This window comes from Flavobacterium sp. W21_SRS_FM6, assembly GCF_052119645.1.
GTDB lineage: Bacteria > Pseudomonadota > Gammaproteobacteria > Enterobacterales > Alteromonadaceae > Paraglaciecola.
This window is the reverse complement of record NZ_JBGQOM010000015.1, coordinates 54,218-68,250: the sequence shown is the minus strand read 5'-3', so window position 1 is coordinate 68,250 and position 14,033 is coordinate 54,218. Positions and strand designations below refer to the sequence as shown.

Here is a 14,033-nt window from a genome sequence, read left to right as displayed (position 1 = left end):
GCTTTTGAGATTTATTGCAAATTCAGCAAAGCTGAACCCGTCTAACTGTTTATCTCACAATCTAGGTATTGTAAGACCTTCCTTGTTTGTCTTTTTACAGACTTCAATGTTTAATCCTTAAACATCGAAAATATGGCGTCCCCAAGGGGATTCGAACCCCTGTTACCGCCGTGAAAGGGCGGTGTCCTAGGCCTCTAGACGATGGGGACAGAAAAATTGCTAATCAAAGCGGAGCTTTGCTATTTTTCTGTAAGGAGAGGTGAGCCAGCGAACCGAGCGACCTTACTTTACAGCATCAAAACAACGCTTAGTAACATTTCTGCAAACCCGGAAAACCGAGTCCGTCTAATTCTTTTCATATTCGTTTTAACTAGGTTTAAAACGAACGTTCCCTGATACTTGGTGGAGCCAGGCGGGATCGAACCGCCGACCTCTTGCATGCCATGCAAGCGCTCTCCCAGCTGAGCTATGGCCCCAAACATTTTTCAAAACTAATGTTTCAAAATTTGTTCTCGCGTCGTTCCTTGACAGCGGGGCGCATTCTAGGCATCTGCTCTTAAGCTGTCAACGATTTTTTTAGGAATTTTCTCTGACTGCTATATATTCGAGCGCTTTGGTTATACGTTGTTCAATTTGCTCAGGTTTTAACAAGTTTAACGTTTGATCAAGTGAAGGGGAATTACCACTTCCAGTCACCGCAACACGCAACGGCATGCCAACCTTACCCATCCCTACCCCAAGCTCTTCAGCCGTCTGATCAATCGCTTGATGAATGGTTTCAGTGTTCCACTCAGTTAAAGCAAGCAGCTTTGCTTTTACCAATTCCAGTGCGTCTTTCGCGACTGGACGCAAATGTTTTTTTGCTGCAGCTTCGTCAAAAGACTCATAGTCTTCATAAAAATAGCGACTAATACTAGCAAGCTCTTTCAAATCTTTCACACGTTCAGCTTGAACAGAAATGATGGCTTCTAAAGCTGGCCCATTAGAGATATCAATACCTTGTTGCTCAAAATGCCATTTTGCATATTTCGCCACTTCGTTTGCGGGTAATGAACGCATATAGTGTTGATTTAGCCAAATTAACTTATCAGTATTAAACGCCGAAGCTGATTGACCAATGTCATCTAAACTAAACAGTTCAATCATTTCTGCTAACGAAAATATTTCTTGGTCTCCATGAGACCAGCCCAAACGGACAAGATAATTTAATAAGGCTTGCGGCAAATAACCATCATCGCGATATTGCATAACACTCACGGCACCATGGCGTTTTGATAACTTTTTACCATCATCACCTAGAATCATCGATACATGTGCATATTCAGGAATAGGTGCGCCCAAGGCTTGCAATATATTAATTTGTCTGGGGGTGTTATTAATATGATCTTCCCCTCTGACGACGTGGGTAATACCCATGTCCCAATCGTCTATCACTACACAGAAATTATACGTAGGTACACCATCAGTGCGCCTAATAATAAGATCATCTAATTCCGAGTTAGCAATCGTGATATCGCCTCTTATGTGATCCTTTACAACAACAGAACCGCTTTGTGGGGTTTTAAAACGAATAGCAAAAGGTTGACCTTCAGGGTGGTCAGTTCTATCACGCCACGTACCAGGATAACGCGGTTTTTCACCTTTACTCATTTGTTCTTCACGAATAGCATCTAATTCAGCAGCAGGCATAAAGCACTTATAAGCCTTACCTTGCGCTAATAGTTGGTCGATGACATCATTGTAACGGTCAAAACGTTTGGTTTGGTAGTAAGGACCATCGTCCCACACTAAGCCCAACCACTCCATGCCTTCCAAAATTGCATCTATAGCTTCTTGAGTAGAGCGCTCAATATCCGTGTCTTCAATACGTAATACAAATTTGCCACCTTGGCTTTTTGCATATAACCAAGAATAAAGAGCCGTGCGAGCGCCGCCGACGTGAAGAAAGCCTGTTGGGCTGGGAGCAAAACGAGTAACCACTGTCATGTGATGATAATATCCTAATAAAAATTTGGTCGCATTTTACCAGCCTATCAGCCTTAAACAAAAGGCTTACTCGGAATTTCACTAAAAACCTCCTGAAGTTGTCTAATAATCCAACAATAGCGGCCTTGTCGTTGAGTTTTTAAACACTTAACCATTATTTTTAAATTTTATGTTGACACTAAAAAGCGCCTCCCTATAATACGCCCCACTTACACGACAGCGCGATTGTTTAAACAATAACGCTAAACAGTAAGAGAAATTTGGACGCTTAGCTCAGTTGGGAGAGCATCGCCCTTACAAGGCGGGGGTCACTGGTTCAAGCCCAGTAGCGTCCACCAAATTTCTTCAATAAAATCAATATCCCGGACGCTTAGCTCAGTTGGGAGAGCATCGCCCTTACAAGGCGGGGGTCACTGGTTCAAGCCCAGTAGCGTCCACCATCTCTTATCTCTCTGATTATAAACAACTTTATCATAATACAACCTGATAAGATTCGAGCGAATCGAGATTAGGTGTCATAACACGTGGCGAATCTGTGCCTAAAACGTGGCAAATCCGAACTGTCCCCGTCCTCTAGCTCATTGTTTGCGGTACCTTTAGGCATGTATGAATTGCACGGCACAAAACTCTCGAAATTGATTCTGTGAAATAATTTCAATTAATCAACTTCATATTTTTCGAAGAATTTTGTTCAAAGTAAAATTCCTGTCAACAAGATCGGGGGAAGATCAGTTATTCCGCAGCCGTTGTTGCTAGATGGCAACGATAGATAGTAACACTTTGTTAAATTGACTATCTCACCAAAACCGAAAGCTCATTCATCAAATTACAGGCAAATCATAAGCGTAAATTTTACATCACGCCTTCTTACTTCAAAGCTATTAAACAACTCGTGACAGTACATTAATGCTGTATATAATAACAGTATATGTTGAAATTCATTCCTATAAAAGCCCATGCAGGCATTGTTGGTTTTGAGTCTCCAGCCGCTGAGTACACTCAGCTCGGACTTGATTTAGACCAACTTCTCATTGACCATCCATCGGCTACGTATATCGGTGTGGCTGATGGTGAGTCGATGAAAGGTGAAGGTATCTTTTCCGGTGACTTACTTATCGTTGACCGCGCTCAGACTATCAAAGACCAAGATGTGGTTGTTGCCAATCTTAAAGGGGTATTTGTGTGCAAAAAAATAGACAAGTTACAGCGATGTTTAATGTCATCAGGCCGCGGCTTTCCGCCTTACTTCTTGCGTGAAGGCGACGAGTTTCAAATCGAAGGGGTAGTCACGCGTTCAATCAGATTGCATCGCCCGTTTAAAAAGAAGCTTTGATGTACGCTCTATGTGATGTCAACAGCATGTACGCGAGCTGTGAAAAAGTCTTTGATCCCGCAATACGGAACAAACCTGTTGTTGTGCTGACCAACAACGATGGCTGTATTTGTGCAGCGTGCGGTATTGCTAAGCGTATGGGAATTGGTAAGAAGTTCGTCCCCTACTTTCAAGTCAAAGAAGCACTTGATAAAGCGGGGGCAGTAATACGGTCGAGTAACTATGAACTCTATGCCGATTTGAGTCAGCGGATGATGGATACGTGTGCCCGCTTCGCGCCTGACATCAATGTATACTCGATTGATGAGTGCTTTTTGTATTATGGTAAAGGCAGCTCTGCGCCCCCTCAAGGCTGGGACGCTCTAGCAACAGCGATCCGAAAAACGGTATGGCGAGAAGTGAGATTACCTATCGGCATTGGTATGGGTCTGACACCTACGCTTGCTAAGGCGGCCAATCATGCATCGAAGCGAATAGAGGGTTTTAATGGCGTGGCCGTTATCGACAATGAAGTGAAGCGAAAGCTTATTTTGTCACGTATGGGAGTGGCCGATGTATGGGGTGTCGGCAATCGATTAGGCAGACGCTTAAACGTCATGGGCATTCAAACCGCGTGGGATTTAGCCAATCAAAATCCTACAAAAATAAGAAAAGACTTTTCTATTTTAGTTGAGGGCACTGTACGGGAGCTAAACGGCGAAGTCCGTCATAGTTGGGATGGCGTCAGAGCAGCAAAAAAAGAGATATACAGTACCCGCAGTTTTGGTCAACGCATAACTGATGCAACTCAATTACACAGTGCCCTAGCCTCGCACGTTGAAGTTGTGGCAAGTAAACTACGACGACAAAAAAGTTTAACCAGCGCAATGAGCGTTTTTGCAAGTAGCTCCCCCCATGACAGTGAAGTTTTTTTTAGCAAGTCATACTTTCACCGATTCACGGTACCAACCAATGACACACGAAATATTATCAATGTGACGCAGGCGGCCATGCAGACACTCTTTAAACCCGGCATCAGGTACTATCGCTGCGGTGTAGGTTTAGTGGATTTGCACAGAGAGGAATTGTTCCAGCACGACCTATTTGATCAATCGACCGATAGTCCAAAATTAATGTCATGTATCGACACCATCAATGCACGATTTGGCCGCTCGACCGTGCACATTGCGGCAAAAGGGTTTGAGCAAAAATTTGCAATGCGGCGAGAGTTTTTATCACCGCAATACACGACCCGATGGAGCGATATTCCCAAGATTATTTGTTAGGCAAACCGGGAGAAAAGCGTTAAGTTAATTGAGCTTACATACCGTCTAAAAAATCGGGAGATAACGAAATGAATGACAATGAAATGCTTTTTGTGGCAACAATGGCCCTAGCCTTCTTAGTGGTTGGCTTATTAGCGATATATGCACATGTTAAAGAAGCGCAGGAAAAGTCAGAAAAAAAGTATCTGCCTAGTCAATCTAGAAACCGACATTCAAAACCTTTTGAAGTGCAAAAGTAATGAACTCTGGCAAATAAAAGGTCCATCTTAAATTATTTATTTTAAACGAATGGGCTCTGCACAAGGTAACGAACCCTCAGGGTTTTAAGTCTTGGGTGTTATTAAATAATCCTCAAAGGTAGTTGTTTTTAAAACTGTTTGATACAACGCCCCATAATCCGATAAATAATGAGCCATAAACACTCCAACTAAATCGATTTCACCGTCGAGCACGTATGTTAGTATCCTTTCGTATTCGTTGCTAAATTCATCAGAAACGTTTACCTGCTCTAAAAATTGCTCAACATCCAAACCACTTTCTTCCTTGATTACAAACTTCAAAATATCCGCAGCCATCGCTCGCATAATATTGCCATGAGTAAGGAAAACGTTTCCCTCTGGAACGTCAAAAATCCCTAATAGGCCTTTATTGAGCGTCAATAGGTTTCCTATATCGATAGTTCCAGCGCCGTAAGCATAAGTAACGGTAAATTCGCCTCCAAGCCATTCAACATCCTCTTTAGAGGAGGGTGTAGGGTATTTATTTTCGACATAACTTTTAAAAATTTCATACATGTCGCCACTTGGTGCCAATAAATCGGCTATTCGTAAAACTAATTTTTGCATCTTCTTACCTATAATTTAGAGTGAATACGAAAGAGGTGATTCACTACCCCTCACGCACCACCATGAAATCATAGTTTTTTAAGCTGGCTACAAACCGGAAAATTAACGAATGCTCTCCAACAAGGTGCGTAAAATTTACCTTCTGCTTTTAAATCGATTTAAAATCATGATTCAAATTTTTAAGAGTCTTGTTCAAGCCCATGCCGTTGTAATCAAGCTTGAAAAGTTTGCTTATCCAAATGGTTCAGGGACAATAGATAATCCAGCTACTAAGCCAATTCGAGAATTAAAAATGATCCAGCAGACACGCATTCCAAGCATTGCGACACTCGATGACCTCGCGACGTTGGTCAATTACTCGCTAATGGACACGCTCAACTGCGATCCTCATGCAAAAACAGACGGAGCCGACCATATTCCACGCCAAGTGTTCACTGGCCACTATGTACCCGTTAAGCCTACCCCACTTGTCGATCCTGAGTATGTAGCACACAGCAAACACCTTTTTCACGAACTCGGTTTTGCTGATAGCTTGGCAGAAACAGCTGACTTCGTTCGCTTGTTTTCGGGCGACATGTCACACGTGCCAATGCCGATGCGTAACGTTGGTTGGGCGACTGGATATGCACTTTCAATTTTTGGCACCGAATACTCTCAGCAATGCCCGTTTCGCACCGGCAATGGATATGGTGATGGCCGCGCCATTTCTGTGCTTGAAGCGGTCATTCAAGGTCATCGCTGGGAAATGCAATTGAAAGGTGGTGGGCGAACGCCTTACTGCCGCGGTGCCGATGGTCGTGCCGTTCTGCGCTCAAGTATCAGAGAGTTCTTGGCCCAAGAGCACATGCACTCGCTTGGCGTACCTACTTCACGATCTCTGAGTCTATATGTGTCGAAAACACAGAGAGTCAATCGGCCATGGTACTCCTATACAGCTCAATCTGGGGATCCTGACGTCTTCATATCGGAGGCAGCCGCCATCTCAACACGGGTTGCACCTTCATTCATCAGGGTCGGGCAACTTGAACTTTTCGCTCGCCGTGCGCGCAGCAATGAACACCCCAACGCCATGGAAGAACTCGAGCAGATTGTTCTGCACTTGATTGAGCGTGAATACGCTGCCGTTATCGATAAAACCCTAGGTCTCCCCGAAAAAGTGATCTTGCTGGCTGATGAGTTTTGTCAGCGACTGACCTCTCTCATAGCCAACTGGATCCGAGTTGGTTTTTGTCAGGGCAATTTCAATAGCGACAATTGCGCAGCCGGCGGCTTTACGCTTGATTATGGGCCTTTTGGTTTCTGCGATGTGTTCAATCCGCACTTTCAGTCATGGACGGGTGGCGGGCACCACTTTTCGTTTTTAAACCAACCAGTAGCAGCACAGCGCAACTTCCAAATGTTTTGTACTGCGTTGCGCCCTTTAATTGAATCAGATCAAGACTATTTGCCGCAGCTTGAAGCGATCCAACTTGGCTTTTCGCAAGTGATGCAAGCAAAAATGGAGAAAATGTGGGCAGCAAAATTGGGCATTGGCACATTTAACTCAGAGTTATTCAGTGAGATTCAAACTCTTATGGTACAAACGCCTGTCGATTACACTATTTTCTTTCGTGAGCTATCAACCCTACCGGATGATATTGAGCCACTCAAAAAAAGCTTTTACAACTCTACAAAGGAAATAGAAAAACGCTGGTCAGCGTGGCTCACAAAATGGAACTTGCTCATTTGCAGCGCTCATGTTGATTCCCCCTGTTCTCGTGCAGAACTCTCTAGGCAAATGAAGCTTGTCAACCCTAAATATTGTTTAAGAGAGTGGTTTGTTGTGCCTGCCTATCAGCAAGCAAATACAGGAAACTACACATTGGTTCGAGAGCTGCAGGACGTTATGACACAGCCTTATGCAGAGCAATCACAGGAAATGGAAGACAAATATTATAAGCGCAAACCACCTGAATATTTTGATGTCGGTGGTTTGTCTTATTACAGTTGCTCGTCGTGATTTTTTTAAAACAGCCTAGCCAGAGAGAGCAGTCTAGAACGGCTGCTATTTTACTACTGTGATAGTCCCCAGTTAAATAACCAAATTAACGTTGCTACAACAAGGAGCCGTTAAGATACTCAGTGCTTTTTAAATAAGTTATTCACTACTTCTTTTTCCTACTATTTGTTATTTCGATTATCACTGCTCTTTTATTCAAGGCTTTTTTCAGGCATCTTAATTACCAATCGTAAAACGCTAGTTGGCTGTATTGATTAAAACCAGTGTATTCAATTATTTGCAATTAAAAGCTTATTTTTTTAGCTATTCATACGATAACCTAAAAGACCATAGGAAGATCGCCCATTAATGAATTTGCAACTCGCTAAAGATACCAAAGTACTGATTGTTGACGATCAGGTTCTTGCCAAAGGCTATATGAAGTATTCCCTAGAAGAATTAGGCTTTGGGGATATTACCTATGTAGACAAAATAAGCTTGGCGCTTACCACTATTCGCAATCAACGTTATGATCTCATTATCTGTTCGTATAATTTAAAACGAGAACAGGATGGCTATTATTTCTATGATGAAATTAAAACCAATGGTGAGTTACCGTTAAGTACGGCCTTTGTTTTTATCAGCGCCGATACCAATTCAGACTTGGTCCAAAGTATTATCGAATTACAACCGGACGATTTTTTAGCCAAACCCTTTACCGTAAAAGAACTTGACCGGCGCTTAAGCCGAGTGCTGGCTCGTAAAAAGGTGTTGCACACCGTTTACATCAACATTGAAAAAAACCAGTTTCAACGTGCCTTATCAGAAACAGAATTATTTTTAGCCAACCCCAAAAACTCCGAGTTTTTTCCACTTGCCCTGAAGATCAAAGGTGAAATGCTGTGTGCTTGTGGGCAGTATGCCCAAGCCAAAGACTTTTATTTAGCGATTTTAAAAGTACAAACCTTTGCTTGGGCGCAATTAGGTTTAATCAATGCTTACCTGCATTTAGATGAAGACGAGTCAGCTGAAAAATTAGTTCTGCGTTTAGCATTCAAACCAGAGTCACAACTGGCGGCCTATGATTTATTAACGGCGCTACAAATCAAACAAAACGATTTCGATACTGCACTTGAATGTGTGTTGATGGCCAGCGAAATTTCACCCCGAAATATACGCAGACATAAAACCGCATTAGATTTATCTCGTATTACTCACGATTACGAAACCCAGTTTGACGCCGCCAAAAAGATTGTACGTTTTGCCAAAAATTCCATTCATGACAAACCTGAAAATTACTTAAATGTGGCCCGTGCCGGTATTGATTACGCCATGACAGCTGACGAAGGTGATACCGATAAACTTGTACGTCAAGCCAATGAATACGTCAGACAATTAAAAGTCGCGTTTCCCAAGGCCGAACTGCAAGAACAAATGAAAGTGATCAATGTTCGTTTGCTCTATCTAGAAAACGAAAAAGAAAAGGCCCGGGTATTAATCGAACAACTCGACGAAGACAATTGGGAAAACGAAGGTATTGATGCCTTATTAGATAAAGCCAAAGCCTTCCATGAAGTGGGGTTGCATGAGCGGGCGCAGGCCATCTTAGCGCAAATTGAATTTCGCTGTAAAAACCAACCCGATCAAGGTGAGATATTTCTGCACTACATTCACCAAGAGATCCAAGAAAAATCCACTATAAAGTGCAGCTCTCGTGAATTGAACAACAATGCGGTTAACTTTTATCGTAACGGTGATGTAGAAAATGCCTTTGATAGCTTCAGGCAGGCTTACACCATCATGCCCAAAAACGCTTCTATTGCATTGAATTTACTGCAATTAATAGCCGCTAAATCAAGCAGTCTGGGTGGAACAAAAAGCAATAATCAGCTCGTGAAAAAATGCATAAAAACCGTTGAAAATAGTGTGTTGAGCGAAGAGCAACAAGAGCGGTATCATAAGGTCCGCAGCGTGCTTGATGGCATGGCTTGAGATCTTAACAGTAAGATCGCAAGCATCGTCTTAAGCACTTACAAGATTTTTGGTACTTGTGGGTAACTCAAGCGCTTTATAATCTTGACCAGCTTCATTGGTGTTAGCCCTCACAAAAAGCAAACGCAACCAATATACGCCTAATTTTAAGGCGTATATCAACTGCAAGACCTAATAGTTTAGAGACTCAGAAGACCGTTTAACTTCGCCGATTATCTACTGCCCTTGTCTTGATCGAATTTGCTGTTTACCCGCTGGTCGTTTATCACTGCGTTTTTTATTGCTCGGTTTTCTGCTGGAATTCGTGGAATCTGAGCGAGTAGATTCAGTGGGCTTTTTAGCAACAGGTTTAGGGCTACGTGGCTTTTCTGCTGGCACTTTTTCCTTTGTGACATTCCCCGTACGGCTTTTGTTGGCTTGATTGACACGATGTTTTTTCACCGAGCGACGCATGCGGCTCAGCTTCACGTGATCCAATTTACCCGGGTCGAGTTTAATCAATGTTTCCTTTTCATCGGGCAATTGCACACTCGAACGCAAGGCATTTACATCAGGCAGCATCAATTCAATCCACCCCCCCTGCGGTAAGCGTTTTTGTAATTCAAGTGCACCATAGCGTACCCGAATTAAGCGGCTCACTTGCAAACCTTGCGATTCCCACATTCTGCGCACTTCACGATTTCGTCCTTCAGATAAGGTAACGTGATACCAACTATTAAGGCTTTCTTCGTCAGTGGGGAGTTTTCTGATCGAGGTAAATTTAGCAATCCCGTCTTCTAACTTCACGCCTTTTTGCAAACGTTTTACATGATCGGGTTCAACTTCTCCGAACACACGTACTGCGTATTCACGTTCAACTTCATGCTTAGGATGCATCAGGCGATTTGCAAGCTCACCGTCATTGGTAAATAACAATAAACCACTGGTATTAAGGTCAAGGCGGCCAACTGCAATCCAACGACCATTTTTGATAGTGGGCAAACGGTCAAATACCGTTGGACGGCCTTCAGGATCTTTACGACTGCATAACTCGCCTTCCGGTTTGTTGTACATTAATACACGGCAGATCACCGACTCTTGCTCATGGCTAATCAAATTGCCATCAACCCTAACTTTGTCTTCGTTTTCAACGCGATCGCCCAAAGTGGCAAGTTTGCCGTTAACCGACACTCTGCCTTGCTCGATCCAGGTTTCCATTTCGCGTCGAGAGCCGAAGCCTGCATTGGCCAATACTTTTTGTAATTTATCACTCATTAATGTAATTGCTCAGGTTCATCTGTTGCACTAACGTTTATCACATCAGGCTCAACAGATTGGACTAAAGGGGCATCATCTGTGCTGCTATTTGCAGATGCACTAGAAAATAAATGTTGTGCTTGAGACTGGCTTTGCATCTCGACAAAGGTGTCAGCACTGGGTAACTCACTTAAACTTTTTAATGAAAAGTAGTCTAAAAATCCCTTGGTTGTCGCATAAAGTGAAGGTCGGCCTGGCACTTCTTTGTGGCCAACCACTTTGATCCAGCCTCGCTCACTCAATGATTTGATAATATGACTGCTAACCGACACACCGCGCACGTCTTCTATCTCTCCGCGAGTAATGGGCTGACGATAAGCAATCAGAGCCAAGATTTCTAGCATGGCTCTGGAATATCGAGGGGCTTGCTCTTGCCATAATTTACTAAGCCACGGACTAAGACTGTCTGCAGATTGAAAACGAAAGCCCGAGGCCACTTCAACCAGTTGTATACCGCGTGCTTGATAATCGAGAGTCAGTTCTTTTAATACATCGTTGAGAGCCGTTTTACTCAAGGTCAAGCCCTCTAGCACAGTACTGTGTAATTGCTCACGATTAATCGGACTGTCTGCAACAAAGATAGCGGCTTCAACTAATTGCTTTAGTTGCACTTTAGAAATTTTAACCACTACTGTGCCTCTTTCAATTTGATATGAATGTTGGCAAATGGCGCATTTTGTACAAGATCTATCACACTTTCTTTTGCCAGTTCGAGCACCGCTAAAAACGTCACTACAACACCGGCTCGGCCTTCACTGGCATGAAATAATTCATCAAAGCCAGTAAAATGCGTGGCAGTAATTTTTTCCAGGATCAAACTCATTCTCTCCCTTGTCGACAGCACTTCTTTTTCAATATGATGATGTTCAAAAGCTTGTGCTCGTTGCATCGCAGATTGAAAACCTAAGACCAATTCTTGCAAACTTACCTGCGGCAGAATGCGGATCGGGGCGACAGATTCAGCTGCCTGTGCTTTTGCTTGAAAACTATCACGCTCCATACGAGGAACAGCATCAAGTTCTTGTGCCGCGAGTTTGATCAATTCATATTCTTTTAAACGTCTTATTAATTCGGCGCGGGGATCGTCTTCATCTTCGTCAGCATCTGGCCGCTTGGGTAACAGTAAGCGTGACTTTACCTCAGCCAAAATAGCCGCCATAAGTAAATATTCGGCAGCTAATTCAAGTTTGAGGTCCTTCATCAACTCAACATATTCCATATATTGCAAAGTAACTTGGTAAACCGGCAAATTAACAATATCGAATTTTTGTCGGCGAATCAGGTACAGCAACAAATCTAATGGCCCTTCAAAAGCTTCAAGGATAAGCTCAAGCGCGTCAGGCGGAATGTACAAATCTTCTGGTTTTTCAATCAAAGCTTCGCCATTCACAAACGCCAATGGCAGCGGTTGCTGCACAGGATCGTGTTGTGAAAAACGCGATAACTTGATGTCAGAAGATTGGGTCAAATCGAATCCTTTAACTTAAACAAAAGGACTAACGTCGCCACTGCCATGACGGATGATCGTAGTTTCGCCTTCCGACAAATCAATCACCGTGGTTGGTTGTTCACCAATAGAACCACCATGAATAATCAAGCCAACCTGACGTTCAAGTTTATCGCGAATATCATCTGGATCAGACTCAGCCACAATTTCACCGGGTAGTATCAAGGTGGTAGACATTAGTGGCTCACCCAATTCTTCTAATAACGCTAAGGCAATTTTGTTATCTGGCACTCGAATACCGATTGTCTTACGTTTGGGGTTTTGCAAACGTTTCGGTACTTCTTTGGTGGCTTTTAAGATAAATGTATAGGGACCTGGCGTGTTATTTTTGATCATACGAAACGCCACGTTATCCACCCGTGCGTACTCAGATAGCTCAGACATATCACGGCACATGAGGGTAAAATTATGATCTTTACCAATTTGGCGTATACGGCAGATTTGCTCAAGGGCTTCTTTGTCATTCATATGACAGCCGATTGAATATCCCGAATCGGTGGGATACACCACTACCGCGCCTTTATGAATAAATTCACACGCTTGTTTAATTAAACGTGTTTGCGGGTTGTCGGGGTGAATATAAAAAAACTGACTCATTCTTTGAATTCCTTAGTTACTGTCACAGCAAGTGGAAATGGTTTTGCTCAGCTAGTACTGACACTGGCTTTAAGTTAAATCATACCGCTTAAATTCCAATCACGCCATATTGGTACAAGCGTGGATGGTAAGGTGAGGTTCTTGCCAAGCTCGGTCCAGCGATTTGGATAATGAAAATCAGAGCCACTTGAGGCAAGCAAATCATGTTCGCTTGCTAAGTCAACTAACAATTTTTTCTTTTCTGAACTTAAATGAGAATGGATCACCTCCATGCCATCCCCGCCGACCTGGGCAAACTCAGCCACCAGCCTTTTTAACCACTTGGTAGTGAGATCGTAATGGCCTGGATGCGCCAGCACCGCTTTGCCTCCTGCGTTTTGGATCCACGTAACCGCTTCTTGTATGCTGATCCATTGGGGTTTTACGTGGGCTTTTTTACCCTTACCAAGGTATTTTTTAAAGGCCGCTTCCATATCGTTAACCAGCTGCCGATTCACCAGTACTCGGGCAAAATGAGCGCGGGTAATCTGGCCTACACCAGCAAGCTCTTTGGCTTGTTCAAACACTCCTGCAATACCCACTTTGGCTAATTTGTCTGAAATTTCTTGTGCTCGACGGTCACGCTCAGCACTTTGCTGGGCTAAGCGAGCTAAAAATTGCGTATCGCCATGATTAACATGTAAACCGAGAATATGAATATCGAAGTTATGCCACGAAGTCGAAATTTCGACACCAGGCATGATTTGCATCTCGCGCCTCAAGCTTGCCTGATAATCGAGGGCTTCATTAATGCCATCCACCGTATCGTGATCGGTAATTGCTAGCACATTTACTTGCATGTTGTGCGCACGATCAATCAACTCCTTGGGCGATAATTGGCCGTCTGAGTAGTAAGTGTGGCTGTGCAAATCTATTTTCATTGGGTGGACTTCGTCAGGTAGTGTGAGTTTTTCACTTGCTTAGTTTGCCCGCTAGGACTTTTTTATTTAACTTATAACAAATTTCAGTGTTGACAGCGCAGCGATTTTGTTTTCTTCTATACGCCTTGGTTGGGCGCATTATACCCTAACTTATACGATATTCAGACAATTCATTGATTTTAAGTAAAATGAGTGAATCAAACACAGTAGCAAAGCGACAAGGTTAAATGACATATGTTGGTATCAAACACGTTTTCTAACACAATTTGGTGGTGGCACAACCTGAACTAACGGGCTGTGAGTGTTTGTATTGC

12 protein-coding genes and 4 tRNA genes are annotated in these 14,033 nt (G+C 43.1%); 7 read left to right on the top strand and 9 right to left on the bottom strand.

Annotated features, from left to right (window positions below; translation table 11 throughout):
- Positions 1-133: 133 nt before the first annotated feature.
- From ACEN2L_RS19460 to gltX, 3 genes are all read right to left on the bottom strand, one after another.
- Positions 134-209 (bottom strand) — tRNA-Glu (locus tag ACEN2L_RS19460).
- A 191-nt stretch (positions 210-400) separates the two neighbouring features.
- Positions 401-476: transfer RNA gene (locus tag ACEN2L_RS19455), tRNA-Ala, on the bottom strand.
- Between the two features lie 100 nt (positions 477-576).
- A complete protein-coding gene (gltX, locus tag ACEN2L_RS19450) occupies positions 577-1,986 on the bottom strand; it encodes a glutamate--tRNA ligase (protein ID WP_306023063.1) in 1,410 nt (469 codons plus the stop codon).
- 262 nt (positions 1,987-2,248) lie between these two features.
- On the opposite strand from gltX, the gene ACEN2L_RS19445 reads away from it, so the two are divergent.
- The 5 genes from ACEN2L_RS19445 (at position 2,249) to ACEN2L_RS19425 (ending at position 4,823) form a co-directional block, all read left to right on the top strand.
- Positions 2,249-2,324, top strand: a tRNA-Val gene (locus tag ACEN2L_RS19445).
- A gap of 26 nt (positions 2,325-2,350) precedes the next feature.
- Positions 2,351-2,426: transfer RNA gene (locus ACEN2L_RS19440), tRNA-Val, on the top strand.
- Between the two features lie 488 nt (positions 2,427-2,914).
- Positions 2,915-3,319, top strand: coding sequence for a S24 family peptidase (locus ACEN2L_RS19435; RefSeq protein WP_441745780.1), 405 nt, complete (start codon positions 2,915-2,917; stop codon positions 3,317-3,319).
- Positions 3,319-4,584 carry a Y-family DNA polymerase gene (locus tag ACEN2L_RS19430; RefSeq protein ID WP_441745779.1) on the top strand — a complete coding sequence of 422 codons (1,266 nt, stop codon included), beginning with the start codon at positions 3,319-3,321 and terminating at the stop codon, positions 4,582-4,584. Before ACEN2L_RS19435 ends, ACEN2L_RS19430 begins: the two co-directional genes overlap by 1 nt.
- Positions 4,585-4,652: 68 nt before the next feature.
- On the top strand, positions 4,653-4,823 hold the full coding sequence (locus ACEN2L_RS19425; RefSeq protein ID WP_441745778.1) for a hypothetical protein: 171 nt from the start codon (positions 4,653-4,655) through the stop codon (positions 4,821-4,823).
- An 84-nt stretch (positions 4,824-4,907) separates the two neighbouring features.
- On the opposite strand, the gene ACEN2L_RS19420 is transcribed toward ACEN2L_RS19425, so the two are convergent.
- Positions 4,908-5,429, bottom strand: a complete 522-nt coding sequence (locus ACEN2L_RS19420; RefSeq protein WP_441745777.1) for a hypothetical protein — start codon at positions 5,427-5,429, stop codon at positions 4,908-4,910.
- 166 nt (positions 5,430-5,595) lie between these two features.
- On the opposite strand from ACEN2L_RS19420, the gene ACEN2L_RS19415 reads away from it, so the two are divergent.
- Positions 5,596-7,428 (top strand): protein adenylyltransferase SelO, encoded by a 1,833-nt coding sequence (locus ACEN2L_RS19415; protein WP_441745776.1) that lies wholly within the window; start codon positions 5,596-5,598, stop codon positions 7,426-7,428.
- A gap of 348 nt (positions 7,429-7,776) precedes the next feature.
- Complete coding sequence (locus ACEN2L_RS19410; RefSeq protein ID WP_306023709.1) at positions 7,777-9,399, top strand: response regulator; 1,623 nt, start codon at positions 7,777-7,779, stop codon at positions 9,397-9,399.
- A 216-nt stretch (positions 9,400-9,615) separates the two neighbouring features.
- Here the strand turns inward: ACEN2L_RS19410 and rluB are convergent, their stop codons facing one another.
- From rluB to ACEN2L_RS19385, 5 genes are all read right to left on the bottom strand, one after another.
- Positions 9,616-10,653, bottom strand: a complete 1,038-nt coding sequence (gene rluB / locus ACEN2L_RS19405) for a 23S rRNA pseudouridine(2605) synthase RluB (protein ID WP_441745775.1) — start codon at positions 10,651-10,653, stop codon at positions 9,616-9,618.
- Positions 10,653-11,324, bottom strand: coding sequence for an SMC-Scp complex subunit ScpB (scpB, locus tag ACEN2L_RS19400; RefSeq protein WP_441745774.1), 672 nt, complete (start codon positions 11,322-11,324; stop codon positions 10,653-10,655). Before scpB ends, rluB begins: the two co-directional genes overlap by 1 nt.
- Positions 11,324-12,163: a segregation and condensation protein A gene (locus tag ACEN2L_RS19395; RefSeq protein ID WP_441745773.1), complete on the bottom strand. Its 840-nt coding sequence runs from the start codon at positions 12,161-12,163 to the stop codon at positions 11,324-11,326. The genes scpB and ACEN2L_RS19395 overlap by 1 nt, the downstream gene beginning before the upstream one ends.
- 15 nt (positions 12,164-12,178) lie before the next feature.
- Positions 12,179-12,799, bottom strand: coding sequence for an L-threonylcarbamoyladenylate synthase (locus ACEN2L_RS19390; protein WP_306023705.1), 621 nt, complete (start codon positions 12,797-12,799; stop codon positions 12,179-12,181).
- Between the two features lie 74 nt (positions 12,800-12,873).
- The gene (locus ACEN2L_RS19385; RefSeq protein WP_441745772.1) at positions 12,874-13,719 is read right to left on the bottom strand and encodes a PHP domain-containing protein; all 846 of its coding nucleotides are present in this window, start codon (positions 13,717-13,719) and stop codon (positions 12,874-12,876) included.
- Positions 13,720-14,033: the final 314 nt, after the last annotated feature.

What these genes read in the sequence shown, in the direction of transcription:
- ACEN2L_RS19435 (WP_441745780.1), top strand. Translation starts at nt 2,915, where the DNA reads ATGTTGAAATTCATTCCTATAAAAGCCCATGCAGGCATTGTTGGTTTT.
- ACEN2L_RS19425 (WP_441745778.1), top strand. Translation starts at nt 4,653, where the DNA reads ATGAATGACAATGAAATGCTTTTTGTGGCAACAATGGCCCTAGCCTTC.
- ACEN2L_RS19420 (WP_441745777.1), bottom strand. Translation starts at nt 5,429, where the DNA reads ATGCAAAAATTAGTTTTACGAATAGCCGATTTATTGGCACCAAGTGGC.
- rluB (WP_441745775.1), bottom strand. Translation starts at nt 10,653, where the DNA reads ATGAGTGATAAATTACAAAAAGTATTGGCCAATGCAGGCTTCGGCTCT.
- ACEN2L_RS19415 (WP_441745776.1), top strand. Translation starts at nt 5,596, where the DNA reads ATGATTCAAATTTTTAAGAGTCTTGTTCAAGCCCATGCCGTTGTAATC.
- ACEN2L_RS19390 (WP_306023705.1), bottom strand. Translation starts at nt 12,799, where the DNA reads ATGAGTCAGTTTTTTTATATTCACCCCGACAACCCGCAAACACGTTTA.
- gltX (WP_306023063.1), bottom strand. Translation starts at nt 1,986, where the DNA reads ATGACAGTGGTTACTCGTTTTGCTCCCAGCCCAACAGGCTTTCTTCAC.
- ACEN2L_RS19410 (WP_306023709.1), top strand. Translation starts at nt 7,777, where the DNA reads ATGAATTTGCAACTCGCTAAAGATACCAAAGTACTGATTGTTGACGAT.
- ACEN2L_RS19430 (WP_441745779.1), top strand. Translation starts at nt 3,319, where the DNA reads ATGTACGCTCTATGTGATGTCAACAGCATGTACGCGAGCTGTGAAAAA.
- ACEN2L_RS19385 (WP_441745772.1), bottom strand. Translation starts at nt 13,719, where the DNA reads ATGAAAATAGATTTGCACAGCCACACTTACTACTCAGACGGCCAATTA.